Source organism: Frateuria soli (assembly GCF_021117385.1).
Classification (GTDB): Bacteria; Pseudomonadota; Gammaproteobacteria; order Xanthomonadales; family Rhodanobacteraceae; genus Frateuria_A; species Frateuria_A soli.
Map to the genome: position 1 here is coordinate 1,124,462 of NZ_CP088252.1, position 26,397 is coordinate 1,150,858.

A 26,397-nucleotide genomic window follows, 5' to 3' on the forward strand; every position below is an offset into this window, starting at 1 on the left:
GCGGCGCGCGGCTTTTTCGCGCGTCCGCTTGGACGATTGGTTAGGCATCTGACTCGTTGCAGAGCCTGGCCACCGATTGTGAGTGGACAAACACGGCGACAGCGAGGACAAAGCCCAAGACCGCAAGCACGATGCCAGCGGAAACGGAGAGCTGCAAGACCATGGCCACAACTGCGACGAACAAGGAGATGTAGCCAAAAATTGAAATAGCCGCGGAAAGAAATATGTTGATGTACTTGTAAGTGCGCTCGCCGTGAACGAGATACACGCTGACGTACTGGGCACCAAACAGCCAGATAAGCAACGAAGCAATGGACGACCAGAGCGCCACCGCGCTATATGGCGGCTGACCTTTGGTCTGCACAAGCAGAATTATTAGCGCGGCAGAAAATCCGGCTAATGACAGCGCAGTGGTGCGCATAAGCTCCAGCTCACCTTTGCCAAGGTGGCTTTTAAGATGGCTGATGGGATCCTTAAATCTCATGAAGATGCCTAACGCTTAGTAGACCCCAAATCGGGGCATATGCACCGATCGTCGCCTCGCTGGCGGGCTCGGTCAAGTCGGGGGAATCCTACGCTAGATCAAGAGCCTGGCTGCTGCCACTCCGCCGGCCGGCTCGCCAACATGCCCGTGCATATTTGCATATCCGGGGTGCTATGACTTATTCGGGCGGAAGCGGAGAAATAAGCCGTATGGTCGGCGCGGCGCGGGCGCCGCGGTTGCTGGACGAGGTGCGGCGGGTGTTGCGGGTCAAGCGCTACAGCATGCGGACCGAGCATGCCTACGTGGGGTGGATACGGCGGTTCGTGCTGGCCAACGGCAAGCGCCACCCGCGGGACATGGGGGCAGCGGAGGTGGAAGCGTTTCTCTCCACTCTCGCCGTACAAGGCGGCGTTTCGCCGAATACCCAGAATCAGGCGCTTTCGGCGTTGCTGTTTCTCTATCGGCAGGTGCTTGGGGTGGAGCTGCCCTGGCTGGATGGGGTGGTGCGGGCGAAGCGCCCGCAGCGGGTGCCAACGGTTCTCTCGCGGGAGGAAGTGGCGCGGGTGCTGGCGCAGATGGACGGGCGGCCCTGGCTGCTGGCGAGCCTGCTGTACGGCACCGGCATGCGGTTGATGGAGGTGCTGCGGCTGCGGGTGAAGGACGTCGATTTCGACCGCGGCGAGATCACGGTGCGCGATGGCAAGGGTGGCAAGGACCGGCATACCATGCTCCCGCGCAAACTGGTCGAGCCGTTGCGGCGCGAGATCGAACGCGCGACGCAGATGCATGCGCATGATCTGGCGGAAGGCTTTGGCGCGGTGTGGTTGCCCCATGCGCTGGCGCGCAAGTATCCGGGGGCGGCGCGCGAGCCCGGCTGGCAGTACGTGTTCCCGTCGGCGAGGCGCTCGCGCGATCCGCGGGACGGGACCGAGCGCCGACACCACTTCGACGATGCCATCCTCAGCCGTTCGTTGAAGCGTGCCTGCCGCCAGGCCGGGATCCTGAAGCCTGTCAGCGCGCATACGTTGCGCCATTCGTTTGCCACGCACCTGCTGGAGGCGGGGCAGGACATCCGCACGGTGCAGGAACTGCTCGGCCACAAGGATGTGGCGACGACGCAGATCTATACGCATGTGCTCAATCGGGGCGGGTTGGCGGTGGTCAGTCCGCTGGATCGCCAATAGGGAGGATTCACCGCGAGCCCGGGCCCCTCTCCCCGGCGGGGAGAGGGAGCCCTTGCATCAGCCGGGGCGGCGCGCGCCGAGCTGGACGAGAACCTCCTGGGCGGCGCGAATGCGTTCAGTGGCGCCGGGAAGGTCGAGGGTGATCCTGAGCTTGTCCTGGCCGTCGAGTTTGTAGACGCGTGGCTGGCTCTGGATCAGGCGGATGATGGCGATCGGCTCGATCTCGGGCTTGTCGCGGAAGGTGATGCGCCCGCCGTTTGCGCCTAGGTCGAGTTTGCGGATGCCCAGCGGGGTGGCCATCAGCTTCAGGCTGGACAGTGCGAACAGGGTTTTGGTCGGTTCGGGCAGCAGGCCGAACCGGTCGATCATCTCCACTTGCAGGTCGCGCAGATGGTCCTCGTCCTTCGCGCTGGCGATGCGCTTGTAGAGGGTCAGTCGCGTGTGCACGTCGGGCAGGTAGTCGTCCGGGATCAGCGCGGGCAGGTGCAGCTCCACTTCCGTCTCGTGTTCGGAAGAGAGGTCGAAGTCGGGCACCTTGCCGCTCTTCAAGGCGCGCACCGCGCGGTCGAGCAGCTCGGTGTAGAGGCCGAAGCCGATTTCCTGGATCTGGCCGGACTGCTCCTCGCCCAGCAGCTCGCCGGCGCCGCGGATCTCCAGATCGTGCGTGGCCAGGGTGAAGCCCGCGCCCAGTTCCTCCAGCGAAGCGAGCGCTTCGAGACGTTTCTCCGCGTCGGCGGTGATCGCCTTGCGATCGGGCACGATCAGGTAGGCGTAGGCGCGGTGGTGCGAGCGGCCCACACGGCCACGCAACTGGTGCAGCTGGGCCAGGCCGAAGCGGTCGGCGCGGTCGATGATGATCGTGTTCGCGGTGGGAATGTCGATGCCGGTCTCGATGATCGTGGTGCACACCAGCACGTTGAAGCGCTGGCGGTGGAAGTCGGCCATCACGCGTTCGAGCTCGCGCTCGGGCATCTGGCCGTGGGCGATGCCGATGCGCGCTTCCGGGATCAGCTCCTGCAACTCGCGCGCGGTGCGCTCGATCGAGTCGACCTCGTTGTGCAGGAAGTAGACCTGGCCGCCGCGCGAGAGCTCGCGCTGGAATGCCTCGCGGATAGTGGCCGGGTCCCATGTGCTGATGAAGGTGCGCACGGCCATGCGGTGCGCCGGCGGGGTGGTGATCAGCGAGAGGTCGCGCAGGCCGGCCATCGCCATGTTGAGCGTGCGCGGGATCGGCGTGGCGGTCATGGTGAGCAGGTCGACCTCGGCGCGCAGCTTTTTCAGCTGTTCCTTCTGGCGCACGCCGAAGCGCTGTTCCTCGTCGACCACGACCAGGCCGAGGTTCTTGAACTTGATGTCCGACTGCAGCAGCTTGTGGGTGCCCACGATCACGTCGATCTGCCCGTCGGCCAAGCGCTTGAGCGATTCGTTCACTTCCTTGGACGACTTGAAGCGCGATAGCACGTCAACCTTCACCGGCCAGTCGGCGAAGCGGTCGGCGAAGTTCCGGTAGTGCTGCTGGGCGAGCAGGGTGGTGGGCACCAGCACGGCCACCTGTTTGCCGGCGGTGGCTGCGGCGAAGGCGGCGCGCAGCGCGACCTCGGTCTTGCCGAAGCCCACGTCGCCGCAGATCACGCGGTCCATCGCGCGCGGCGCGGCCAGGTCCTGCAGTACGGCATCGATGGCCTGCTCCTGGTCGGGCGTCTCCTCGAACGGGAAGCTGGCGCCGAACGCCTCGACCATGCCGCGGTCGATGCTGATCGACTCGCCGCCGCGCGCTTCGCGCTGGGCGTAGATGGCGAGGAGTTCCGCGGCGACGTCGCGGACTTTCTCGGCGGCCTTCCTGCGTGCGCGCTCCCATGCGTCGCCGCCGAGCGAGTGCAGCGGCGCCAGCTCGGGCGCAGTGCCGGAGTAACGGCTGACCAGGCCCAATTGCGCCACCGGCACGTAGAGCTTGTCGCCCTTGGCGTACTCGATGACCAGGAACTCGCCTTCCATGCCGCCCAGTTCCATCGACACCAGGCCCTGGTAGCGGCCCACGCCGTGGTCGACGTGCACGATCGGCGCGCCGACCGAGAGTTCGGTCAGGTCGCGGATGATCGCGTCCGGATCGCGCGCCGCGCCGCGGCGCCGCTTGCGGTCGGTGCGCACCCGTTCGCCGTAGAGCTCGCGCTCGGTGAGCACGGTGATCGCCGGCTGCTTGAGGGCGAAGCCCTGTTCCAGCGGCGCGACGGTGATGGCGAAGCGCAGACCAGCTCCCTCTCCCCCGGCCCTGCCGGGGGAGAGGGTTGGGGAGAGGGGGAGGCCCTTGTTTTTGCTTTGTCCGGGTGAAGGAGCAGGAGCAAGAGCCCCCCTCTCCCCAGCCCTATCCCCCGGCTGCGCCGGGGGCGAGGGGGCAGATCCCGCGGTGTCGCGGGACCTGCCCAGGAAGGCGGACCAACCCTCCACGTTCACTGGCTTGAGGCCGGCGGCGGCGAGCGTCTCGGCCAACGCCTCGCGCCGACCCGCCGAATCGGCGGCGATCATCACGCGGCCGGGGTAGCTCTCCAGGAAATGCCGCAACGAGGTGCCAGGCTCCTCGCCCTTGCGGTTGAGCGGCACCTCGGGTGCGGGCAGGGTGCCCGAGTCGACGGCGTGTTCGTGGCCGGAGGGGACCACCTCCACGCGCAGGCGGCGGTTGAGCTGCTCGCGCAGTTGCTCGGGCGAGAGGTAGAGCTCGGCCGGCGGCAGCACCGGGCGCTCGATGTCGTGCGCGCGCTGTTCGTAGCGCTCGGCGGTGTTGGCCCAGAACTGGTCGGAGGCCTCGCCGGCGCCTTCGCCCAGCACGAATAGCGCCCCTTCGCCCAGGTAATCGAACAGCGTGGCGGTCTGCTTGAAGAACAGCGGCAGGTAATACTCGATGCCGCCGGGCGTCACGCCTTCTTTCATGTCCTGGTAGAGCGGACAGCGGCGGATGTCGATCGGAAAGCGCTCGCGCAGCGCAGTGCGGAAATCCCTCGCCGCCTCCTCGGTGAGCGGAAACTCGCGCGCGGGCAGCAGTTCCACCTTGTCCACCGGCTGCTGCGAGCGCTGGGTTTCCGGGTCGAAGCTGCGGATCGAGTCGACCTCGTCGTCGAACAGCTCGACGCGGTAGGGCTCGGCGGTGCCCATCGGGAAGATGTCGATCAGCGCGCCACGCACGGCGTAGTCGCCCGGCTCGGCCACCTGCGGCACGTGGCGATAGCCGGCCGCTTCCAGGCGCCGCTGTTCGGCGGCAAGGTCCAGCTTCTGGCCCTTCGATACGACCAGGCCGGAGCCGGTGATGTGCGAGCGCGGCGCGATGCGCTGCATCAGCGTCGCCACCGGCACCACCAGCACGCCGCGGGTGACCATCGGCAGCCGGTAGAGCGCGGCGATGCGCTGGGAGACGATCTCCGGATGCGGGCTGAAGACGTCGTAGGGCAGCGTCTCCCAGTCGGGGAAGTGCAGCACCGGCAGGTCGCCGCTGAAGAGGCGCAACTCATCTTCCAGCGTCGAGGCGCGCTGGGTGTCGCGCGCGACCGCCACCAGCAGGCCGGCGTGGTCGCGCGCGGCCTCGGCGATCAGCAGGGCGCGCGAGGAGCCGTGGGGCGGGGTCCAGAAGCGGCGCTGCTTGGGAGTGGTGGGGAGGGGCGGGTGGGGGATCTGGGGCATGGGTGTGCTTGTCGCGCCGGCGCGAATCGCGGCGGAAAGCAGGGGAGTTTAGCGCGGACGGTCGTGGTCGCCGCGCAAGGGCCGCCAGCCTTTGTAGGAGCCCACTTGTGGGCGATGCTTTTGCCTCGATCTGCCGGCAGAGGTCAAGAGCATCGCCCACAAGTGGGCTCCTACAGGGGCGCGCTCTGACTGCGGTGGCGGTTGCCGCGGGGAAGCGCGGTTTACAGGCGCAGGGTGATCTGCGCCACGCCCGGTTCGTCCGGCACCATGCGCGAGGTGAAGCCCAGTTCGCTGCACAGGCGCAGCATCGGGCGGTTTTCCACCAGCACGTAGCCCCACAGTTCGACCAGCCCGCGTTCGCGGCAGGTGGCGACCAGGCGGCGCATCAGTTCGGCGCCCAGGCCCATGCGCGTCCATTCGCGTTCGACCAGCACGGAGAATTCCGCGGTGTCGGTGGCCGCGTCGATGAACACTCGACCCACCCCGCGCAGTTCGGCCGGCGTCACGCTGTCGTCGACCAGCACGAAGGCCGCCTCGGTTTCCGGATCGATGCGGCACAACCGCTGCGCCATCGGTTCGGGCAGTTCCGACAGGGCATGCATGAAGCGGCGCCGGATGTCCTCGGGCGACAGGCGCGTGAAGCAGCGGCGCAGAGCCGCCACGTCGCCCGGCTCGATCGGGCGCATGTGCAGCACGCGGCCATCGCGGGTGGCGACGGGGTCGCCGGCCGGCGAAACCCGCGAGCGGGCAAAACGCTGGTTGCTGGGCGGGGGTAGCGGCGCGCTGCGGGTAGGGCTGGCGAAGTCGATGGCGGGTTGGATGTTCATGTCCATACTGTAGCGTATTGTGGCGCTGCAGCATATCCGCCGTGCGCCGAGGGGCGCCTTTTATCGACCAACCGATGCGCAGCGGGCGTGAACAGGCAGGCGGGTGTGTGTATTCGCTTGCGGCACCGCCACACACGCGCGGGGCGGCAACCTCCCATGTAGGAGCCCACTTGTGGGCGATGCTCTTGGGCCTGGGTGCAAGCGGGCGAAGGCATCGCCCACAAGTGGGCTCCTACGAAGAGCGGTGCGGGCGGGCCGTCCGTGGCCCGCGGGGTTCAGAGCGCCTCGGAGGCGAAGTCGGCCAGCCGCGAGCGCTCGCCACGACGAAGCGTGATGTGGGCCGAGTGCTCCCAGTTCTTGAAGCGGTCCACTGCGTAGGTCAGACCGGAGGTGGTCTCGGTGAGGTAGGGCGTGTCGATCTGCTCGACGTTGCCCAGGCACACGATCTTGGTGCCGGGGCCGGCGCGGGTGATCAGGGTCTTCATCTGCTTGGGCGTGAGGTTCTGCGCTTCGTCGATGATCAGGTATCGCGACAGGAAGGTGCGTCCTCGCATGAAGTTGAGCGAGCGGATCTTGATGCGCGAGGCGAGCAGGTCGTTGGTGGCCTGGCGGCCCCACGAGCCGCCTTCCTCGGGATTGGCGAGCACCTCGAGGTTATCGGTGAGCGCGCCCATCCACGGTGTCATCTTCTCTTCCTCGGTTCCGGGCAGGAAGCCGATGTCCTCGCCGACCGAAACCGTCGCGCGGGTCATGATGATTTCCCGGTAGCGCTGCTGGTCCATCACCTGCGCCAGCCCGGCAGCGAGCGCCAGCAGTGTCTTGCCGGTGCCGGCGGTGCCGAGCAGGGTGACGAAGTCGACGTCCGGGTCCATCAGCACGTTGAGCGCGAAGTTCTGTTCGCGGTTGCGCGCGGCAATGCCCCATACGCTGTGGCTGGGGTGGCTGTGGTCGTCCAGCAACACCATCGTGGCGTGCTGCTCGTCCACCTGCAGCACGCGCAGTTCGACGCTGTTGTCGCCGGGCAGGAACAGGCATTGGTTGGGATGCCAGTCCTCGCCGTCGCGACGGTCGACCTTGTAGAAGGTCCGGCCGCGCTCGGACCAGGACTGCACCTCCGGATGGCGGTCCCAGAAGTCGTCCGGCAGCCCGTTCGAACCGGTGTAGAGCAGCGCGAAGTCGTCGAGCGCGCGGTCGTTCTCGTAGTCCTCTGCATCGATGCCGTAGATCTTGGCCTTGATGCGCAGGTTGATGTCCTTGGTGACCAGGATCACCGAGCGGTCCGGGTTCTGGTCGCGCAGCTCGATCACCGCGGCGAGGATCAGGTTGTCCGCCTTGCCGTGGCCGTTGGTGGCGCGTTGCTGGAAGTACAGCTTGCCCACCGCCTGGCCGCGCTTGAGGCTCACTCCCTGGGGATTGGAAAGGTCCAGCCCGTTGCTGATGCCGTGCCCGTTGCCGCGCTCGATCAGCTCGTTGATGAAGCGGCTGACCTGGCGACCGTTGCGCGAGACCTCCGAAGCGCCCTTCTTCTTTTCGTCCAGCTCCTCCAGCACGGTCATGGGAATGAACACGTCGTGTTCCTCGAACCGGAACAGCGAGGTGGGGTCATGGAGCAGCACATTGGTGTCGAGTGCGTAGATACGCTTGCTTCCGGTCATGCGGAAGGGGCCTCGCTTGTCGTCGGACCAAAGAAAGACGGCCTGGACCGAAAGGTCGCAGGCCGCCGGATGGCACGGCTCGCCGCCGTGCGAAGGGAGTGCCGGAAAGTGCCGGAGGGCTTCACTTGGCGGGAATGGCGTCCAGGACGGCCTGGGCATGGCCCGGGACTTTCACGCCGCGCCATTCCTGCGCGAGATGGCCCCTGGGATCGATCAGGAAGGTGCTGCGCACGATACCCAGGTGGGTCTTGCCGTAGAGCATCTTCTCGTGGATCACGTCGAACGCCTTGCACCAGGTCTCGTCGGTGTCGGCGATCAGCGGGAAGGGCAGGGCCTGCTTGTCGGCGAAGTTGGCGTGCGAGGCGACCGAGTCGCGCGACACGCCGACGATCTCGGCGTTGCGCTTGCGGAAGTCGTCGTAGAGGTCGCGGAAATCCTGCGCCTCGGTGGTGCAGCCGGGGGTGGAATCCTTGGGATAGAAATAAACCACCACCCAGCGGCCTTTGAGTTCGGAAAGTTCCAGCTCGGTGTCGTCGCCGGTGGTGCCGATCAGGGGGGGAATCGGGTTGCCGATTTCGGGCATGGGGTCTCCGCGAGGTCGGTCGAGCAACAGGCGCACCGCGCGCCTTCGGCTCGAAGACTAGCGCGCCTGAGGCGACATGCAACAGGGTTGTCGGCGCCGGCGTCTCGCGCGATGCTGGGCGCTTGCCGGTGAGACGATGGCGATCGGTTTCGCTTCTTGTAGGAGCCCACTTGTGGGCGATGCCCTGCTGGTTCGTGTAGCAAGGGCATCGCCCACAAGTGGGCTCCTACGGGAGCACGTCGGCCGTTCCGTTGGTCAGAACTTGACCGGGTCCATGATCGCGTCGAGGTTGAGCCCGTCGCAGAGTTCCAGGAAATCGTCGCGCAAGGTAGCGAGGTGGATCTGGGACGGGATGCCGATGGTGATCTGCGCCTGGAACATCTGCGCGCCGGTCTGCATCGCCTGGTAGCGCATCGAGCTCAGCTGTTCGACGCGGATGTCATGGCGAGTGAAGAACTCGACCACCTTGACCAGGATGCCGGGGCGGTCGGCCGCCACCACTTCGACCAGATAGGGCAGCAGCGAACCGTTCTGCTCGCGCGGGCCGGTGCGGTAGTGCGACAGACGCAGTTCCTCGTCGCGACCGAGCTTGGCCAGCGCGGTTTCCAGCTTCGCGATGGCGTCCCACGAGCCGGCGGCGAGCATCAGCAGCGAAGTGTCGTTGCCGATGGTCGACACGCGTGCGTCGGCCAGGCTGCAGCCGGCGTCGGCGATGCGCTTGGTCAGCGTGAGCAGCGGCGCGCGCGATGCCGGGGTCAGCGCGTGGATCAGCAGCTGGTTGTCGTTGCCGGCGCGCGCGGAGGGACGGTTCAAGGGAGGCTACCTGTCAGGGAATCCCGCAAGGCGGAATCCGGCCAGCTTAGCCGGGATATGCGGGAAATCGTAGGGTGGGACGGGGTTCTCCCCCGCGAACCCTCCCTTTCCCTGTTCAGCGGCCGCCGGTAACATCCTTCGCTTGCCTTCAGGCCGGAATCGCGTCTTGGACATTCGTGGAAGCATCTGCGCGCTGGCGACACCGTTTGCCAGCGATGGCTCGCTCGACCTGCCGGCCTTCGGGCGGCTGATCGACCACCAGCTTGCCGGGGGCACGCAAGCGCTGGTGGTCGCCGGGTCGACCGGCGAGGCGCACATGCTCGAGCATGACGAATTCGACCGCTTGCTGGCCTTCGCGGTCGAGCGTGCCGCCGGCCGCGTGCCGGTGATAGCTGGTACCGGCGAGGCCGGGACTGCACGCACCGTGGCGCAGACCCGGCGCGCCGCTTCGCTGGGTGCCGACGCGGCACTGGTGGTTGCGCCCTATTACGTGCGCCCGACCCAGGAAGGCCTGCGCCGGCATTACCTCGAGGTGGCCGAACACGGCGGCCTGCCGTTGCTGCTCTACAACGTGCCCACCCGTACCGCGTGCGACCTGCTGCCGGAGACCGTGGCGCAGTTGCGCGACCATCCGGCCATCCTCGGCATCAAGGAGGCGGTCGCCAGCGAGGAGCGCATCCATACGCTTGCGGAACTTGCGCGCGCGGATTTCGTCTACCTGTCCGGCGACGACGGTACGGCAGGCAAGGCCATGCTGGCCGGCGCGGCCGGTACCGTCTCGGTGGTGGCCAACCTGGTGCCGCAGGCGTTCCGCGCGCTGTGCGATGCGGCCACGGCGGGCGACCGCGAGGCGACCGGGCGCGCGCACGACCGGCTCGATCCGCTGGTGCAGGCGCTCAACTGCGCGCCCAACCCGATCCCGGTGAAGGCCATGCTGCCGGCGCTGGGGCTAGGCTCGGCGCGGCCGCGGCTGCCGCTGGTCGAGCTGGCCGACGGCCCGGACCGCCAGCGCCTGCACGAAGCGCTGTCCGCTCTGGCATCCTTGGCGGCCGTCGCCTGATCTTCCGGCTGCTGCTCGATCCATCTACGGAAAAACATTCCATGAAGAAAAGCTCGCTCGTCGTCACCCTGCCGGCCCTGGTCCTGAGCGGCCTGCTGCTTTCCGGTTGCGGCATGTTCCGCTCGCACAAGGCCTGGGAGACCGCGCGCCAGGAATCGCCGCTGGAAATCCCGCCGGGGCTGGACACGCCGCCGGCCAGTGATGCGCTGGTGATTCCGCCGCCGGGCGCGAACAACCCGACCTCCGCGGGCGCCACGGCCGACGTCGGCAGCATCGGCGGCACGATCGCCGACGGCTTCGTGCTGCCCGACAGCCTGGACAATGCCTATCGCCGGGTCGGCGAGGCGCTGGCCGACGTGGGCCAGGTCACCGCGAGGGACGAGGGTGCGCACTCGTATACGGTCAACGTGGCCGCTGCACCGGCCAGGAAGCGCGGCTTCTTCAGCCGCCTGTTCCATCGCAGCGGCAAGGGCGATGCCGCCACCGCCGGCAAGGCCTCACGCCAGGTGCAGGTGAGCGTCACCGCCAGCGGCGATAGCGCCAGCGAAGTGCGCGCACAAGGCCAGGCCGCGGCGGTGGCCAAGGTGGTCGATGCGTTGAAGGCGAAGCTCGGCGTTTGATCGCCGGGGCCTTTGCAGCAACTCCGAACGCCGCCTCCGGGCGGCGTTTTCCGTAGCGGCCACGGCCTCTGTAGGAGCCCACTTGTGGGCGATGCACTTGCCGGTCACCCGCAAGGGCGTCGCCCACAAGCGGTTCTTGCAGGGGATCGGTCGGGCGGCAGCGGAAACAGAAACGCCGCCCGGGGGCGGCGTCGTGCATCGGTGGGCGGTCGGCTCAGCGCTCCAGCAGCCTGAGCTTGTCCGGCTTGCCTTCCCACTCCTTGGCGTCGGGCAGGCCATCCTTGCGTTCGGTGATCACCGGCCAGTCGCGCGACAGTTCGGCATTGATCGCAACGAACTGCTCCTGTCCGGCCGGCACGTCGTCCTCCGGATAGATCGCATTGATCGGGCACTCCGGCTCGCACAGGGTGCAGTCGATGCACTCGTCCGGATTGATCACCAGGAAATTCGGGCCTTCGTGGAAGGCATCGACCGGACAGACCTCGACACAATCGGTGTACTTGCACTTGATGCAGTTGTCGGTGACGACAAAGGTCATGGGCGGCTTCGAGTCGGCTGTAGAGAAAGCGCTGTCTGCTCGAAATGCCGAGCCGGAGCGCTGTTCCTTGTGAAAAGTGCGGCCATGGATGGCCGCTTCCAGTCTAGCCGATAGCCAAAGCTAAGGGTCTACCGAGGCCCTTCCAGACAGCGGCAATCATGGAAGATTGCACAAATAAATGGCGCTCCCTACGAGGTTCGAACTCGTGTTCCCGCCTTGAGAGGGCGGTGTCCTGGGCCACTAGACGAAGGGAGCGCAGAGCTGCGAGGCGCGCTAGTATAGCGAAATTGTTTCGCCCGGCAATGCCTCGTGAAGAGTTCTTCGCGCGCCGTCCGGAACAGGCCGCGCCGGCACCCGAGGCCGCGCGGACGGACCGCCCGCGTTGCGCGGCGTTGTGTGCATCGGCGCCATGCGCCGCCAAGGATCCAGACCGCTTGAACCCTGAAGCAAGGACTTCCATCACGCCCATGCCCGCGGTCGTTCCGCGCGAGCAGCACGTGATTTCCCGCAAGAACATCAGCAAGGCCGCGCTGCGCGTGCTCTACAGGCTGCACGACGCCGGCTACGACGCCTTCCTGGTCGGTGGCGCCGTGCGCGACCTGTTGCTGGGTGGCCATCCGAAGGACTTCGACGTGGCCACCAACGCCACGCCGGACGAGGTCAAGAAGCTGTTCCGCAACTGCCGCCTGATCGGCCGGCGCTTTCGCCTGGCGCACGTGGTGTTCGGACCCGAGATCATCGAGGTGGCCACCTTCCGCGGCACCGGCGAGGAAGACGCGCCCGAGGGCGATCGCCGCATCGTCGATGGCCTGATCGTGCGCGACAACGTGTGGGGCTCCATCGAGGAGGACGCGGTGCGCCGCGACTTCCGCGTCAACGCGCTGTATTACGACATCAGCGATTTCTCGGTGCGCGACTACGTCGGCGGGATGCAGGATCTCGACAACCGCGTGTTGCACCTGATCGGCGACCCGGCCACGCGCTACCGCGAAGACCCGGTGCGCATGCTGCGTGCGGCGCGACTGGCCGCCAAGCTCGGCTTCACCATCGATCCGAAGGCGTCCGCGCCGTTCGAGGAGCTGGGTCCGCTGCTGTGCGACGCGGCGCCGGCGCGCCTGTTCGACGAGTCGCTCAAGATGTTCCTGGCGGGCAATGGCCTGAAGAGCTTCCGCATGCTTGAACAGTGCGGGTTGCTGAAGTTCCTGTTCCCGGCCACCGCGCGCGCACTGAAGCGTGGCGACGCTGCGCTGCGTTCGCTGATCGAGCAGGGCCTGGCCAATACCGACGAGCGCATCGCCGAAGGCAAGTCGGTGACGCCGGCGTTCCTGTTCGCCGTGCTGCTGTGGGGCGAGGTGCGCGACCTGGCGCATGCCTCGATGGCCAGGGGCGCCGATGGCGGCGAGGCCTGGGCGCGCGCCGCCGCGCACGTGGTGGGCGAGCAGTGCCAGCGCGTGGCGATTCCGCGCCGCTTCACCATCACGATGGAGGAGATCTGGTCGCTGCAGCCGCGCTTCGAACAGATCCAGCGCAAGCGGGTATTCCGGCTGATGGCTCACCCGCGTTTCCGCGCCGCGTTCGATTTCCTGCTGCTGCGCGCAGCCGAGTCGCCCGCGTTGCGCGAACTGGGACAGTGGTGGGCGCATGCGCAGCAACTGCCGCAGGAGGTGCTGGCCGCGGCGTTGCCGGCCACGGGGGGCGCGTCCACCGGCACGGTCGTCGCGGCACCACGCAAGCGTCGGCGTCGCAAGCCGTCGGGCAAGTCCGGCTCCGCTTGATCGGTCACGCATGACGCGCGCTTTCGTTGCGCTCGGCGGAAACCTGGGCGACGTGCCGGAGACGCTGCGCCGGGCACTCGACGCGCTGGCCGCGTTGCCGCGCACGCGCCTGGTGGCGCACTCGCGCTTCTACCGCACGCCACCGTGGGGGCTGCGCGAGCAGCCCCCGTTCATCAACGCCGCGGCGGAGCTGGAAACCACGCTCACGCCGCACCAGTTGCTGGCTGCGATGCTGCAGATCGAGCGCGACGCGGGCCGCGTACGCGCAGGCGAGCGCTGGGGACCGCGGACGCTCGACCTGGACATTCTGCACATGGATGGCGAGGCACGGTACGACAAACGCCTGACCCTGCCGCACCCGCGCATCGCCGAGCGCGCCTTCGTGCTGCTCCCGCTGGCCGAGCTGGCGCCCGACCTGGAGTTGTCCGGCCAGGGCAGGGTGGACGCGCTGCTGGCCCTGGCAGACACCACCGGCTGCGAACCGCTGCCCTGATAGGCGCCTCCTTGCAAGCGGTGCTTCTTGTGCCCGCGGCCGAGCAGGGCAGGTGCCTCGCCCGCGAGGGGTTCCCGCCAGGGCTGGCCGCCGTGCTTGGCCTTTGGCGCCCGGGCGCCGGATAATCGGCCGTTCGCCCATCCCGAGGAAGTGCCGTGTACGTGGACAACGCCAGCGTTCCCGCCCGCAAGCCGGTCACCGTGCCGGGCCTTCGGGCGATGAAGGCGCAGGGACGCAGGATCGTCATGCTGACCGCCTACGACGCCAGCTTCGCCTGGCAGGTCGAGGCCGCCGGCGTGGACGTGGCGCTGGTCGGCGATTCGCTGGGCATGGTGGTGCAGGGTCATCGCAGCACGCTGCCGGTGACCCTGGAGGACATGGTCTACCACACCCGTGCGGTGGCGCGCGGCCTGCAATCCACTCTACTGGTCGCCGATCTGCCGTTCATGGCCGACCGCGACGTGGCGCATACGCTGGAAGCAGCCGCGCGGCTGGTCGGCGAGGCGGGCGCGGCGGCGGTGAAGATCGAGGGGGCCGCGCCGCATATCCTCGACGCCATCGCCACGTTGACCGCCCGTGCGGTGCCGGTGTGCGCGCACCTGGGGCTGACGCCGCAGTCGGTGCACAAGTTCGGCGGTTTCCGCATCCAGGGACGCGAACAGGAGGCGGCCGACCGCGTACTTGCCGAGGCGCTCGCCGTACAGTCCGCCGGCGCCGATCTGCTGGTGCTCGAGGGTGTGCCCAGCGCGCTGGGCGAGCGGATCACCCGGGCGGTGCAAATCCCCGTGATCGGCATCGGGGCCGGCCCGCATTGCGACGGCCAGGTGCTGGTGATCTACGACATGCTGGGCATCACCCCGGGCAAGCGACCCAAGTTCAGCAAGGATTTCCTCGCCGGTCGCAATTCTGTCGCCGAGGCCATTGCCGCCTTTGCCGCGGATGTGCGCAGTGGCGCTTTTCCGGCGCCGGAACATTGCTTCGACTGATCACCAGGTAACCATCCCATGCAGACAGTGCAAGACGCCGCCGGTTTGCGCGCGGCCATTCGTGGCTGGCGCGTCCAGGGCCAGACCGTCGGTTTCGTGCCCACGATGGGAAATCTGCACGAAGGCCACCACTCGCTGATCAAGCTGGCGCGCGCGCGCGCCGACCGCGTGGTGGCGAGCGTGTTCGTCAATCCAACCCAGTTTGGCCCGGGCGAGGACTTCGAGCGCTATCCGCGCACGCTTGCCCAGGACCAGGCCGGCCTGGCCGAGATGGACTGTGACCTGCTGTTCGCGCCGGATGTCTCCACCATCTATCCGTTCGGCGCCGGACAAAGCGTGCGCGTGAGCGTGCCAGGCATCACCGACATCCTGGAGGGGGCGCACCGGCCGGGCCATTTCGACGGCGTGGCCACGGTGGTGTGCAAGCTCTTCAACCTGGTGCAGCCGGACGTCGCGGTGTTCGGCCAGAAGGATTTCCAGCAGCTGAAGGTGATCGAACGGATGGTGCGCGACCTGTCGTTGCCGCTGAAGGTGGTCGCCGCGCCGACCTTGCGCGCAGCCGACGGCCTGGCGCTCAGTTCCCGCAACCAGTACCTGTCGCAGGCCGAACGCGCGTTGGCGCCGCAGATCCACGAGACGCTGCTGAAGATGCGCGAGTTGCTGGAGAAGGGCCATGCGCGCAAGGTGATCGAACAGGCCGCGGCTTCGACGCTGGGACGCGCGGGTTTCCTGCCGGACTATGCGGTGATCCGTCGCGCCGAAGACCTGGCCGAACCGGCGGACGACGAGCACCAGGGCCTGGTCGCGCTGATCGCCGCACGCCTGGGCAGCACGCGGCTGATCGACAACCTGCCGTTCGATTGACGCCCCGCTCCCCGTAGGAGCCCACTTGTGGGCGATGCTGTTATTACGCCACGCAAAAAAGCATCGCCCACAAGTGGGCTCCTACGGGAAAGCGTCTTACTCCTGGCGCTCCCACACCTGGCTGCGGCCCAGCAGCGCGAAGCCCACGTAGCCGTGCACGTCCAGCTTCTGCCCGCCGTCGAGCATCTTCAGCCTGACCTTGTAGGTCTTGCCGTTGTGCGGATCGAGGATCTTGCCGCCGTCCCATACGTCGCCATCGCGGCTGACGCCCCACATGATCACCATGCCTTCGACCGGCTGGTTCTTGCGTTCGCCCTCGCACTTGCGGCAGAGCGGGTGCGGGCCCTCGTCCGATTGCAGCACGGTGAGCACCTTGGCCTGCAGTTCCCCGTTCTGCTCGGTGATCTGCACGATCGACTTCGGCTTGCCGGTGGCGTCGTCGATGGTCTTCCAGGTGCCGACCGGGGTGTCGTTGGCGGCCAAGACGGCGGTGCTGCCGAGCAGCAGGCCGGCGGCAAGCGCCAGGCGGAACAGTTGCTTCATGGTTGCCCTCCCGTACGAAAGCGTACGGTGCGCAGACTGGCGAGCCGTCGCGGGGCCGTCAAGCTGCGTTGCGCAACGCCCGCGCGATGACCTGCATCAGCCGGGGCGGTGGCCATGGCTGGCATAATGGACGGTCTTCGAACCTAGAAGTTTCTCCCATGAGCGAAGTGAACGAGGCGCGCGTGCGCCAACTGCTCGGCGACCTGGTCGACCCGCACACCGGCGCGCCCGTCGCCGATGCCGTGCGGGCGGTGGGCGTCGACGGCGCGCGGGTGTCGGTGGACATCCAGCTGGGTTATCCGGCCGCGTCGGTCGCCGACCAGCTGGCGATGCGCGTGCGCCAGGCGCTGGAGGCCGATCCGGCGATCGAGGCGGCCAGCGTATCGATCGCCAGCCGCATCCAGCCGCACAAGGTACAGGGCGTGCTGGCGCCGCTGCCGAACGTCAAGAACATCATCGTGGTCGCCTCCGGCAAGGGCGGCGTGGGCAAGTCGACGGTATCGGCGAACCTGGCGCTGGCGCTCAAGGCCGAGGGCGCGCGGGTCGGCGTGCTGGATGCGGACATCTACGGCCCCAGCCAGCCGCGCATGCTCGGCATCGAGGGCAAGCCGCAGTCGCCCGACGGCAAGAGCATCACGCCCATGGAAGCCCACGGATTGCAGGCGATGTCGATCGGCTTCCTGGTCGATCCGGAGACGCCGATGATCTGGCGCGGCCCGATGGTCACCCAGGCGATGATGCAACTGCTCGGCGACACCCGCTGGGACATGCTCGACTACCTGGTGGTCGACCTGCCGCCGGGCACCGGCGACATCCAGCTCACGCTCTCGCAGAAGGTACCGGTGGCCGGCGCGGTGATCGTCACCACGCCGCAGGACATCGCCCTGCTCGATGCGATCAAGGCGCTGAAGATGTTCGAGAAGGTCGAGGTGCCGGTGCTGGGCCTGGTCGAGAACATGGCAACCCACGTCTGCTCCAACTGCGGCCACGAGGAGCACGTGTTCGGCAGTGGTGGCGGCACGCGCATGGCCGAGCAGTACGCCATCCCTTACCTGGGCTCGCTGCCGCTGGATATCCGCATCCGCGAGCAGGCCGACGGCGGCACGCCGACGGTCGCGGCGATGCCTGATTCGGACCTTGCCGCGCGTTACCGCGAGATCGCGCGCAACGCCGCCGGCCGCCTTTCCCGCCAGCCGCGCAACAAGGCGCTGGGGCTGGGCAAAATCGTCGTGCAGAACGCGCCGCCCGCGTGAGGACGGCACACAGGCGGATCCTGTGTTTCTCGGGGAGCCTGCGTCGGCGTTCGGCGAATACGGCGGCGCTGCAGGCCGCGCAGGCGCTTGCGCCGGCAGGGCTGGAGCTGGTGCTGTACGGCGGCCTGGGAGGCTTGCCGCCGTTCAATCCGGACGTCGAGGCAGAGGCACTGCCGCCTGAGGCACTGGCCTTGCGCGAGGCCGTGGGGCAGGCCGACGCCTTGCTGATCGCCTGCCCGGAATACGCCCATGGCGTGCCCGGCGCCTTCAAGAACCTGCTGGACTGGCTGGTTGGCAGCCTGGAACTGCCCGGCAAACCGGTGGCGCTGCTCAATGCCTCCGGACGCGGGTCCGACCATGCGCAGCAGGCGCTGGCGGAGATCCTGCGGACGATGTCGGCGCGCGTGCTCGGCGGCGCCAGCGGTACGGTGGCACTGCCCGGTGCCGGTTGCAGTCGCGACGAGGTGCTGCGCAGCCCTGGGCGCTGTGCGGAACTGCGTGCGTTGCTCTCTGCGCTGGAACACGCGCTGGTCGCCGGAACATCCTCCCTGTAAGCGGGGGTGTCGCGGCCCGGCGCCGTGACCGGAATCGCCTCGGCCAGGCCGCCTGCCCGGGGCCCGGCTGGCGCCGGCAATGCCCGACCGTGTATTTTTCCCGCTTTGCGCCCGGCAGCGGGCCACCGATGGAGCGCCGCGTGAGCATCAAGTCCGACAAGTGGATCCGCCGCATGGCCGAAGGGCACGGCATGATCGAGCCTTTCGAGCCGGGCCAGGTGAAGCTGCGCGAAGGCAACAAGCTGGTGTCCTACGGCACCTCCAGCTACGGCTACGACGTGCGCTGTGCGCGCGAGTTCAAGATCTTCACCAACATCAATTCGACCATCGTCGATCCGAAGGCTTTCGATCCCACGAGCTTCGTCGACGTGGAGGCGGACGTGTGCATCATCCCGCCCAACTCCTTCGCGCTGGCGCGGACGGTCGAATACTTCCGGATCCCGCGCAAGGTGCTCACCATCTGCCTGGGCAAGAGCACATACGCGCGCTGCGGCATCATCGTCAACGTCACGCCGCTGGAACCGGAGTGGGAGGGCCACGTGACGCTGGAGTTCTCCAACACCACGCCGTTGCCGGCCAAGATCTACGCCAACGAGGGCGTCGCGCAGATGCTCTTCCTGGAGTCCGACGAGGAGTGCGAGACCAGCTACAAGGACCGCGGCGGCAAGTACCAGGGCCAGCAGGGCGTGACCCTGCCGCGTACCTGAGCGGCTGCCTGAATCGCACCGGCCAGGAGCGGCCGGCGCGCCCTTGCCCGGCGCTACACTGCGCCTGTTCCCAGGTTCGACCCAGGAGATCCCCATGACCCGCTTTACCACGATGTTCCACCGCGCCGGCGCCGCGCTCCTGCTGGGCAGCCTGCTGGCGCTGGGCGGTTGCCACGGCAACAGCGTCAAGGAACAGGCCGCCATGGCCCAGGCGCAGAACGAGTTCGACACCACGCTCGAGGCCTACAAGAGCGGCCAGTTCCTGGTCGATGGCGCGGTGCTTTCCGCGCTGGATACCGGCAGTCACTTCGCCTACCTGAAGGATGTCGGCAAGCTGCCCAAGACCGTGCTGCTGGTGCCGAGCGACGACTCGAAGGTCCGCAAGGCGCACCTGCAGTTCATGGCGCGGATGGTGCTCGACTACGGTTTCGCCGCGTACTACGAGGACGACGGCACGCTGAAGAAGATCAACCCGGTCGAGACCAAGGCTCGCGCGCTGGAGGACTACCACGCCCCGGTCAAGATGAGCGACGAGCTGAAGGGCAAGGCCGCCTCGGACGGTGGCTTCGACCGGAACCAGCACTGAGCCCGTCTACCGAGCTCACTCGGGCAGCAGCGGACTCCTAGGCGGACAGGGCGGCCCGGAGTTTCCCGATGAGCTCCTCGCTGGCGGCTTCTGGCCTCGGCTTGGCGCTTCCGCTGCCCCACACCGGGCCCGGCCACGCGGCGTCTCCCTCGCAGCGCGCCACCACGTGCACGTGCAGTTGGCGCACGATATTGCCCAGTGCGCCGAGGTTGAGCTTGTCGCAGGGCGCCACGGCGCGCAGGGCGGCGCCGGCACGGTCGGTTTCATGCCACAGCAGCGTCCGCTCCGAGGGCGTGAGGTCCGCGATCTCGACCAGCCCCGCACGTTGCGGCACCAGCACCAGCCAAGCGAAGCGCGCGTCGTTCATCAGGCGTACTTCGCAAAGGTCCAGTCGCGCCACGGCGAGGGTATCGGCCGCCAGGCGGGGGTCGAGCTCGAATCCGATGCTGCTCATGCGCCTGCCAGCTCCTTGTCGAAGAAGGCCAGCGTGCGCTGCCAGGCCAGCCTGGCGCTGGCTTCCTCGTAGTGCGGATCGCCGTCGCGGTTGAAGGCATGTCCCGCCGGGTAGGTAAAGATGTCCATCTGCGGCAGCCGCTCGCGGTGTTTGGCCACCGCTTCGGGCGGAATGCTCCTGTCGTGTTCGCCGAAGTGGAACATCACCGCCGCCTTGGGTGTTTCGCCGAGGAAGGGCAGGTTCCGCGCGCCGTAATAGCTCACCGACGGCAATCCCAGTCGCAGTGCCGAAAGCAGCGCCACGGTACCGCCCCAGCAGAAGCCGACCGTGCCGATGCGGCCGGCCGAGGCGATCGCTTCGGCGGCGCTGGCGACATCCTCCACGGCGCGCTCCAGGCCCAGTTCGGTGGCCAGCGCCTTGCCTCGCTGCGTGCCGCTGTCGTCGTACGGAAGCTCCAGGCCGGTTTCCAGGTGGTCGAAGAATGCCGGCGCGATCGCCGTGTAACCCGCTGCCGCGAAGCGGTCCGCCACGTCGCGGATGTGTTCGGTGACGCCGAAGATCTCCTGGATCACCACCACGCCGCCCCTGGGCTTGCCCTCCGCCCTGGCAAGGTAGCCGCCGATGCATTGCGTGCCACTGGTGGGAATGTTGATCGACTGTCCCATGATGGCTCCCTGCATGTGGCTGAAACCGCAAGCATAACGGGCCGGTGGTGAGCGGCCCGCTCACGTATAATGTCCGGTTTTTACGGCACTTCTTCGGTAGCACTCCATGTCGCAGGTTTCTCCCAAGATCGGTTTCGTCAGCCTCGGCTGCCCCAAGGCGCTGGTTGATTCCGAGCGTATCCTTACCCAGCTCAAGGTGGAGGGCTACGAGATCGTGCCCAGCTACCAGGCAGCGGACGCGGTGGTGGTGAACACCTGCGGCTTCATCGACGCGGCGGTGCAGGAGTCGCTGGACGCGATCGGCGAGGCGCTGCACGAGAACGGCAAGGTGATCGTCACCGGCTGCCTGGGGAAGCGCTCGGAGCTGATCCGCGAGGCCTATCCCGAGGTGCTCTCGATCAGCGGCCCGCAGGACTACGCCAGCGTGATGAGCGCGGTGCACACGGCGCTGCCGCCGCAGCGCAATCCGCTGCTCGACCTGGTGCCCGACACCGGCATCAAGCTGACGCCCAGGCACTACGCGTACCTGAAGATTTCCGAGGGCTGCAATCACCGTTGCAGCTTCTGCATCATCCCCTCGATGCGCGGCGACCTGGTGTCGCGGCCGGTCGACCAGGTGCTGGTCGAAGCCGAGCGGCTGGTCAAGGGCGGCGTGAAGGAGCTGCTGGTGATCTCGCAGGACACCAGCGCCTACGGCGTGGACCTTAAGTACGCCGAGCGCGAGTGGCGCGGCAAGGCGTACCGCACGCGCATGACCGAGCTCTGCCAGGGCCTGTCCGAGCTCGGCGTGTGGACGCGCCTGCACTACGTCTACCCGTACCCGCACGTGGACGAGGTGATGCCGCTGATGGCGAAGGGGAAGATCCTTCCCTACCTGGACATCCCGTTCCAGCACGCCAGCCCGCGCATCCTCAAGCTGATGAAGCGGCCCGGCAACATCGACAGGACGCTCGAGCGCATCCGCAACTGGCGCGCCGCGGTGCCGGACATCACCCTGCGCAGCACGTTCATCGTCGGCTTCCCCGGCGAGACTGACGCCGAGTTCGAGGAACTGCTTGACTTCCTGCGCGAGGCCGAGCTCGATCGCGTGGGGGCATTTGCCTACTCGCCGGTCGAAGGCGCCCGGGCGAACGAGTTGCCCGACCCGGTTTCCGAGGAACTGAAGGAAGACCGCCTCGAGCGCTTCATGGCGGTGCAGGCGGAGATCTCCGCGGCCAAGCTGCAGCGCAAGCTCGGCCGCACGCTGACCGTGCTGGTCGACGAGGCCGGCGTCGACGGCGCGGTCGCGCGCTCGGCGGCCGATGCGCCGGAAATCGATGGCGTCGTCCACATCGCCGACGGGCAGGCGCTCAAGCCCGGCCAGTTCGTGCAGGTGGTGGTCGAGGGGGCCGACGAGCACGATCTGCACGCGCGGCTGGCGCAGCCGCTGCTCAAGGTCGTGTAGCCGTCGGTGCGGTACGTCGCGCCAGCGCGCGAGGCGGTCGACCCGCTCGTGTTCGGGCGGCCGCCGCTGGCGGGATGGGACGATTCGGCGGAACTGCTCATCGGGCCGGATTGGCCTGCGCTTGACGCCTTGAACGCGCGCTGGCCCGCCGCGGCACGCGAGCGCTTCGTGGCGCAGACGCCGGGACTGCTGGCTGATGGCCGCCACTACGAGCAGCGCATTGCCGAGACCGGTGCCATCGCGACGCGCGAGCGCAACTGGCACGATCTGTTGAACGCACTGGTATGGCTGCGCCACGCGCCGCTCAAGCGCGCGCTCAATGCGCAGCAGGTGGCCGAGATCGGCCGTGTCGGCCCGAAAAGCCGCACCCGCGCGCAATGCGCACTGACGCATTTCGACGAGGCGGGCGTGATCGTCGCGCTGCGCGATCCCTCGCTGCTGGCCCTGTGGGATGCGCACGACTGGCATGGCCTGTTCTGGCGCCGGCGCGACGCGTGGCTGGACGGTTCGCTCGAACTGGTGGTGTTCGGCCATGCACTGCTCGAGCATGCGCTGACGCCGGACCGCTTGCTGGTCGGCAAGGCCATCGCGGTGATCGGGCAGGGACCGGCCTGCGAGCGGGTGGGGCAAGCGATCGCGGAGGGACGCCTGTTGCGCGATCCGCAGGAGTTGCGACCCTTGCCGTTGTCGGGCATTCCCGGATGGCATGAGGGCAACGCAAGCGAGGCGTTCCATCGGGAGGCGGCCTGTTACCGGCCGTTGCGCGCGGGGCGGGCGTATCCGCAGCCACTGCCGGCATAGGCGAACGCGCAAGCGCCAACCCACGGCCCCTTGACGCCTTTGCGGGCACAGTGGCGCTTCCGCACGGGGAGCGCTCCGCGTGATTCCACGCTTCAACGACCACGCCGCCAACGAACGCACCTACCTGGCCTGGGTGCGCACGGCGATTGCGGTGATGGCGTTCGGTTTCCTGGTCGAGCGCTTCGACCTGTTCATCACCTACGCCTCGCAGAACGCCTCGCGCGCGGCGCACCAGCTGCATATGCACCTGCGCCTGACCGAGTGGGTCGGCCTGCTGCTGATCGTGTTCGGCGCGCTGATCATCCTGCTCGCATCGGCGCGCTTCCTGCGCAACCGCCGGGACATCGCGCACGAACGCATGGAGGATTACGCCGGGCCCGTGGGCGAGAAGCTGCTGGCGGCGATCCTGGTGTTGCTGGGCCTGTTTCTGGTCGTCTACGTGGGCCAGGAACTGGCGGCGCTCAGTTCTCAGCCGGATGCGTAATCCACGGCGATCACGGCAAACCGCGTGCGGCCCGCGGGAAGCTCCGCCTCGAATTCGTCGTCCAGTCTCTTCTTGAGGAGCGCGCGGGCGAGCGGCGAGTCGATGCTGATCCAGCCACGCTTGGCGTCCGTCTCGTCCGGACCGACGATGCGGTAGCGGACGGTGTCACCGCCGTCGACGTTTTCCAGCGCGACGCAGGCGCCGAAGAACACGGTGTCGCGATCGGCTGGCGCGCCCTCGGCGACCTTGAGCAGGGGAATGCGCTTGCTGAGGTAGCGCACGCGCCGGTCGATCTCGCCCAGCTGTTTCTTGCGATAGGTGTATTCGGCGTTCTCGGAGCGGTCGCCCTCGGCCGCGGCGGCCGCCAGCGCCTTGACCACCTCGGGCCGCAACGTGTGCCACAGGTGATCGAGTTCGGCCTTGAGCCGTTCGAAGCCTTCACGGGTGACGATCGCGGTGGAAGAGGGGGCGGGTGGACGCCAGCGACTCATGCTGCACCCGCCGTCTGACGCAATCGCGCGGTGAGCGTTTCCACTTCAGGTCGGAGCGGATGGTTGTCCGGCAGTTCGCCCAGGCGTCCGAGCAGCACCAGCGCCTCCACCGGTTGGCCCAGCGGGCCGGCGAGCAGCCTGGCGCCAAGCAGGGCGCACGCGGCCCCGCGGACATCGCGCGGCCAGGTCTTCAGGAAGCCGCGGCACAACTGCACGGCCATGCGGTTCAGTCCATGCCGGGCGGCCACTTCGGCGAGCGCGCCGGCATTGGCCGGGTCGTCGGGCAGGAACGCAGGATCGAGCTCGCTGCATTCCTGGACCAGCCCGAGCGCCTTGCGCGCGTCGCCGCCGGCCACCAGTGCGGCGATCCAGACCTGGCCGTGGACCAGCAGTCCCTCGCGCATGCCCTGCTGTCGCATCAGTTTCCGATAGGTCTCATGCAGCACCGGCGGGGCGACCCGGTCCTGCAGCCGGCCGGCGAGCAGCCGCAATGCACCTTGCGGGTCGGTCGCGGCCAGCTCGCGGGCATGAGCGGCGAGCCGGCTGTCCTCGTCCTGCCCGGCCTCGGCGGCCAGTTCCTCGGCATGCGCCTCGATGCCGAAGTGTTCGCTGCGCTGGTGCAGCATGCCGCCCATCAGATGGAACGCCAGCACCACCAGGTAGGTGCTGGCAAAGGCGAACAGCGGCACGGCCAGTATGCGCGGGAGCATCGCCGTGGTCACCGACGCCACCACCACCAGCACGCCCAGCAGCAGGTTGATCACCACCGGCACCAGGTAGGCGCCGCCAAAACCGGCCACGACCCGGGCCAGGTGCAGCGGGTTGAGCGCCAGCGCGAGGTTGGCGTCGAAAGCAAGGGTCATGTCCACCGCAGGCAGGATCAGCGCGAACACCACCACCACCGGCCACAGCATCGAAGGGAAGAACACGCCCGCCACCACGCCGCAGGCGACGGCGAACAGGTGGATCGCGGTCAACGCCCAGCCGGCCGTGTCGCTGCCGTCGATGCCGACATCCGGCGGGTCGGCATAACCGTGCGCCGTGTGCTGCATGCAGTCGGCCGCATAGCGCCAGGTCGCCATCCACACCAGCGCACCACCGAGCAGGCCGATGAAGGCTGGCAGCAACGCCACGTAGTGGGCCAGCGCCAGTGCCACGCAGGTGGCGAGCGCGGCGCCGCGCAGCGGGTAGCCGAAGCCCTGCCGCAACCTCTCGGCGAACGGGGTATCGACCGCGACGGTGGCGACGTGCGGCATCAGCGTCTCCCGCCGAAGATGCCACCCAGCACGCCGCGCAGGATCTGCCGCCCGATCTGGCTGCCCATCGTGCGCGCCACCTGCTTGCCCATGGTCTCGATCATGCCCTGGCGGCGGCTGGTGCCGAACAGCGCATCGTGCACGGCGCCATTCCAGGCGCCCCCCTCCGGCTTCGGTGACGACGTGTCGGCGACGGTGTCGGCGTCGGCCGCTTTCGTGTCGGCGCGACGGGCGAGCATTTCCGCGGCCGAGTCGCGGTTGACGGCCGTGTCGTACTTACCGCCCACCGGCGAGCGCTGGCGTACCGCAGTGCGCTCGGCTTCGGTGAGGGTGCCGATGCGGCAGCGTGGCGTGGTGACCAGCACCCGCTCGACCGGACTGGGCACGCCGCCTTCGCGCAGGGTCGAGGCGAGCGCCTCGCCCACGCCGAGCTGCCCGATCGCGTCGGCTACGTCGAGCTTCGGATTGGGCGCGAAGGTCTCGGCGGCCGCGCGCACGGCCTTCTGGTCGCGCGGGGTAAAGGCGCGCAGCGCGTGCTGGATGCGGTTGCCGAGCTGGCCGAGGATGTCCTCCGGCACGTCGTCGGGGTTCTGCGAGCAGAAGTACACGCCCACACCCTTGGAGCGGATCAGCCGCACGACCTGTTCCACGCGCTGGCGGAGCGCGGGCGGGCAGTCGTCGAACAGCAGGTGCGCTTCGTCGAAGAAGAACACGAGTTTGGGCAGGTCCTGGTCGCCCACTTCCGGCAACTGCTCGAACAGCTCCGACAGCAGCCACAGCAGGAACGTGGTGTAGAGGCGGGGCTTGAGGATCAGCTGGTCGGCGGCGAGCACGTTGATCACGCCGCGCCCGCTCATGTCCTGGCGCATCAGGTCGGCCAGTTCCAGCGCGGGTTCGCCGAAGAAGTTGCCGCCGCCGGCCTGTTCCAGCGCCAGCAGCGCGCGCTGGATGGCCGCGATGCTGGTCTTGCCGATCAGGCCGTATCGGGTGGAGATGTCCCTGGCGTTCTCCGCGGCAAAGGCGAGCAACGCGCGCAGGTCGGCCAGGTCCAGCAGCAGCCAGCCCTGGTCGTCGGCCAGCTTGAAGACGATCTCCAGCACGCCCTGCTGGGTGTCGTTGAGTTCCAGCACGCGACCGAGCAGGGTAGGGCCCATTTCGCTGACGGTGGTGCGCAGCGGGTGGCCCTGCCTGCCGTAGAGGTCCCAGAAGATGACCGGGTTGGCCTGCGGCTGCCAGTCGGTGAGCCGGAGTTTCGACAAGCGTGCCTGGAGCCTGTCGCCGGGCTCGCTTGCCGCGGTGGCGAGCCCGGCCAGATCGCCCTTCACGTCGGCCAGCACGCAGGGCACGCCCAGCCGCGAGAAGCCCTCGGCCAGTACCATCAGCGAAACCGATTTGCCGGTGCCGGTGGCGCCGGCGACCATGCCGTGGCGATTCCCGTAACGGGATTCCAGTACCACCTCGGCGGTCTCGTTGCGACCAATCAGGATCTCGGACATGCAGGCGCTCCGTGCGTCGGATGGGCGATTGTAGCCAGGCGGATCCAGGTCGCAGTTCGGGAATTCCGGCGGACGCCGCGGTTTTGGCATTGGCGCTGCATGCGCTAAGGTG

27 protein-coding genes and 1 tRNA gene are annotated in these 26,397 nt (G+C 68.0%); 14 read left to right on the top strand and 14 right to left on the bottom strand.

Going from position 1 to position 26,397, the window contains the following annotated elements; genetic code table 11:
* Nucleotides 1-40: 40 nt before the first annotated feature.
* A complete protein-coding gene (locus LQ771_RS05105) occupies nt 41-484 on the bottom strand; it encodes a hypothetical protein (RefSeq protein WP_231351288.1) in 444 nt (147 codons plus the stop codon).
* Between the two features lie 209 nt (nt 485-693).
* On the opposite strand from LQ771_RS05105, the gene LQ771_RS05110 reads away from it, so the two are divergent.
* Nucleotides 694-1,668 (top strand): integron integrase, encoded by a 975-nt coding sequence (locus LQ771_RS05110; protein WP_231351289.1) that lies wholly within the window; start codon nt 694-696, stop codon nt 1,666-1,668.
* 57 nt (nt 1,669-1,725) lie between these two features.
* On the opposite strand, the gene mfd is transcribed toward LQ771_RS05110, so the two are convergent.
* The 5 genes from mfd to LQ771_RS05135 all read right to left on the bottom strand — a co-directional run bounded on the left by mfd (nt 1,726) and on the right by LQ771_RS05135 (nt 9,215).
* Nucleotides 1,726-5,337 (bottom strand): transcription-repair coupling factor, encoded by a 3,612-nt coding sequence (gene mfd, locus LQ771_RS05115; RefSeq protein ID WP_231351290.1) that lies wholly within the window; start codon nt 5,335-5,337, stop codon nt 1,726-1,728.
* Nucleotides 5,338-5,558: 221 nt separating this feature from the next.
* A complete protein-coding gene (locus LQ771_RS05120; RefSeq protein WP_231351855.1) occupies nt 5,559-6,158 on the bottom strand; it encodes a GNAT family N-acetyltransferase in 600 nt (199 codons plus the stop codon).
* A gap of 281 nt (nt 6,159-6,439) precedes the next feature.
* Complete coding sequence (locus LQ771_RS05125) at nt 6,440-7,819, bottom strand: PhoH family protein (RefSeq protein WP_231351291.1); 1,380 nt, start codon at nt 7,817-7,819, stop codon at nt 6,440-6,442.
* A 121-nt stretch (nt 7,820-7,940) separates the two neighbouring features.
* Nucleotides 7,941-8,402 (bottom strand): peroxiredoxin, encoded by a 462-nt coding sequence (locus LQ771_RS05130; protein WP_231351292.1) that lies wholly within the window; start codon nt 8,400-8,402, stop codon nt 7,941-7,943.
* 255 nt (nt 8,403-8,657) lie between these two features.
* A complete protein-coding gene (locus LQ771_RS05135; RefSeq protein ID WP_231351293.1) occupies nt 8,658-9,215 on the bottom strand; it encodes a glycine cleavage system transcriptional repressor in 558 nt (185 codons plus the stop codon).
* Nucleotides 9,216-9,381: 166 nt separating this feature from the next.
* Here LQ771_RS05135 and dapA point away from each other — a divergent pair, with 166 nt between their 5' ends.
* Both dapA and LQ771_RS05145 read left to right on the top strand, forming a co-directional pair.
* Entirely contained in the window at nt 9,382-10,275 is an 894-nt protein-coding gene (gene dapA, locus LQ771_RS05140) for a 4-hydroxy-tetrahydrodipicolinate synthase (protein ID WP_231351294.1), read from the top strand.
* A 41-nt stretch (nt 10,276-10,316) separates the two neighbouring features.
* On the top strand, nt 10,317-10,895 hold the full coding sequence (locus tag LQ771_RS05145) for a hypothetical protein (protein ID WP_231351295.1): 579 nt from the start codon (nt 10,317-10,319) through the stop codon (nt 10,893-10,895).
* A 214-nt stretch (nt 10,896-11,109) separates the two neighbouring features.
* Here the strand turns inward: LQ771_RS05145 and fdxA are convergent, their stop codons facing one another.
* Nucleotides 11,110-11,433 (bottom strand): ferredoxin FdxA, encoded by a 324-nt coding sequence (gene fdxA / locus LQ771_RS05150; RefSeq protein ID WP_231351296.1) that lies wholly within the window; start codon nt 11,431-11,433, stop codon nt 11,110-11,112.
* A gap of 179 nt (nt 11,434-11,612) precedes the next feature.
* Nucleotides 11,613-11,688 (bottom strand) — tRNA-Glu (locus LQ771_RS05155).
* A gap of 212 nt (nt 11,689-11,900) precedes the next feature.
* Between LQ771_RS05155 and pcnB the strand changes: the two genes are divergently transcribed.
* The 4 genes from pcnB to panC all read left to right on the top strand — a co-directional run bounded on the left by pcnB (nt 11,901) and on the right by panC (nt 15,551).
* The gene (pcnB, locus tag LQ771_RS05160) at nt 11,901-13,208 is read left to right on the top strand and encodes a polynucleotide adenylyltransferase PcnB (RefSeq protein ID WP_231351297.1); all 1,308 of its coding nucleotides are present in this window, start codon (nt 11,901-11,903) and stop codon (nt 13,206-13,208) included.
* A 10-nt stretch (nt 13,209-13,218) separates the two neighbouring features.
* On the top strand, nt 13,219-13,701 hold the full coding sequence (gene folK / locus LQ771_RS05165) for a 2-amino-4-hydroxy-6-hydroxymethyldihydropteridine diphosphokinase (protein WP_231351298.1): 483 nt from the start codon (nt 13,219-13,221) through the stop codon (nt 13,699-13,701).
* A gap of 155 nt (nt 13,702-13,856) precedes the next feature.
* Nucleotides 13,857-14,687, top strand: coding sequence for a 3-methyl-2-oxobutanoate hydroxymethyltransferase (panB, locus tag LQ771_RS05170; protein WP_231351299.1), 831 nt, complete (start codon nt 13,857-13,859; stop codon nt 14,685-14,687).
* An 18-nt stretch (nt 14,688-14,705) separates the two neighbouring features.
* Entirely contained in the window at nt 14,706-15,551 is an 846-nt protein-coding gene (gene panC, locus LQ771_RS05175; protein WP_231351300.1) for a pantoate--beta-alanine ligase, read from the top strand.
* 96 nt (nt 15,552-15,647) lie between these two features.
* Here the strand turns inward: panC and LQ771_RS05180 are convergent, their stop codons facing one another.
* Complete coding sequence (locus LQ771_RS05180; protein WP_231351301.1) at nt 15,648-16,094, bottom strand: DUF2147 domain-containing protein; 447 nt, start codon at nt 16,092-16,094, stop codon at nt 15,648-15,650.
* A 158-nt stretch (nt 16,095-16,252) separates the two neighbouring features.
* Between LQ771_RS05180 and apbC the strand changes: the two genes are divergently transcribed.
* The 4 genes from apbC (at nt 16,253) to LQ771_RS05200 (ending at nt 19,194) form a co-directional block, all read left to right on the top strand.
* On the top strand, nt 16,253-17,347 hold the full coding sequence (apbC, locus tag LQ771_RS05185) for an iron-sulfur cluster carrier protein ApbC (RefSeq protein ID WP_231351302.1): 1,095 nt from the start codon (nt 16,253-16,255) through the stop codon (nt 17,345-17,347).
* Nucleotides 17,344-17,901, top strand: coding sequence for an NADPH-dependent FMN reductase (locus LQ771_RS05190; protein WP_231351303.1), 558 nt, complete (start codon nt 17,344-17,346; stop codon nt 17,899-17,901). The genes apbC and LQ771_RS05190 overlap by 4 nt, the downstream gene beginning before the upstream one ends.
* Before the next feature lie 140 nt (nt 17,902-18,041).
* A complete protein-coding gene (gene dcd, locus LQ771_RS05195; RefSeq protein WP_231351304.1) occupies nt 18,042-18,608 on the top strand; it encodes a dCTP deaminase in 567 nt (188 codons plus the stop codon).
* A 94-nt stretch (nt 18,609-18,702) separates the two neighbouring features.
* Nucleotides 18,703-19,194 carry a hypothetical protein gene (locus LQ771_RS05200; protein ID WP_231351305.1) on the top strand — a complete coding sequence of 164 codons (492 nt, stop codon included), beginning with the start codon at nt 18,703-18,705 and terminating at the stop codon, nt 19,192-19,194.
* Between the two features lie 37 nt (nt 19,195-19,231).
* On the opposite strand, the gene LQ771_RS05205 is transcribed toward LQ771_RS05200, so the two are convergent.
* Nucleotides 19,232-19,648: an HIT domain-containing protein gene (locus LQ771_RS05205; protein WP_231351306.1), complete on the bottom strand. Its 417-nt coding sequence runs from the start codon at nt 19,646-19,648 to the stop codon at nt 19,232-19,234.
* Nucleotides 19,645-20,313, bottom strand: a complete 669-nt coding sequence (locus LQ771_RS05210) for a dienelactone hydrolase family protein (RefSeq protein ID WP_231351307.1) — start codon at nt 20,311-20,313, stop codon at nt 19,645-19,647. The genes LQ771_RS05205 and LQ771_RS05210 overlap by 4 nt, the downstream gene beginning before the upstream one ends.
* Nucleotides 20,314-20,419: 106 nt before the next feature.
* Between LQ771_RS05210 and rimO the strand changes: the two genes are divergently transcribed.
* The 3 genes from rimO (at nt 20,420) to LQ771_RS05225 (ending at nt 23,042) form a co-directional block, all read left to right on the top strand.
* Nucleotides 20,420-21,757: a 30S ribosomal protein S12 methylthiotransferase RimO gene (gene rimO, locus LQ771_RS05215; RefSeq protein WP_231351308.1), complete on the top strand. Its 1,338-nt coding sequence runs from the start codon at nt 20,420-20,422 to the stop codon at nt 21,755-21,757.
* A 6-nt stretch (nt 21,758-21,763) separates the two neighbouring features.
* Nucleotides 21,764-22,558, top strand: coding sequence for a DUF3025 domain-containing protein (locus tag LQ771_RS05220; protein WP_231351309.1), 795 nt, complete (start codon nt 21,764-21,766; stop codon nt 22,556-22,558).
* Between the two features lie 79 nt (nt 22,559-22,637).
* Complete coding sequence (locus tag LQ771_RS05225; protein ID WP_231351310.1) at nt 22,638-23,042, top strand: YidH family protein; 405 nt, start codon at nt 22,638-22,640, stop codon at nt 23,040-23,042.
* Here LQ771_RS05225 and greB read toward each other — a convergent pair.
* The 3 genes from greB to LQ771_RS05240 are packed head-to-tail and all read right to left on the bottom strand — an operon-like array spanning nt 23,027 to nt 26,285.
* Nucleotides 23,027-23,533 (bottom strand): transcription elongation factor GreB, encoded by a 507-nt coding sequence (gene greB, locus LQ771_RS05230; protein WP_231351311.1) that lies wholly within the window; start codon nt 23,531-23,533, stop codon nt 23,027-23,029. The two genes, LQ771_RS05225 and greB, sit on opposite strands and share 16 nt — an antisense overlap.
* Nucleotides 23,530-24,789, bottom strand: a complete 1,260-nt coding sequence (locus LQ771_RS05235) for a hypothetical protein (RefSeq protein ID WP_231351312.1) — start codon at nt 24,787-24,789, stop codon at nt 23,530-23,532. Before LQ771_RS05235 ends, greB begins: the two co-directional genes overlap by 4 nt.
* Complete coding sequence (locus LQ771_RS05240; RefSeq protein WP_231351313.1) at nt 24,789-26,285, bottom strand: helicase HerA-like domain-containing protein; 1,497 nt, start codon at nt 26,283-26,285, stop codon at nt 24,789-24,791. Before LQ771_RS05240 ends, LQ771_RS05235 begins: the two co-directional genes overlap by 1 nt.
* Nucleotides 26,286-26,397: the final 112 nt, after the last annotated feature.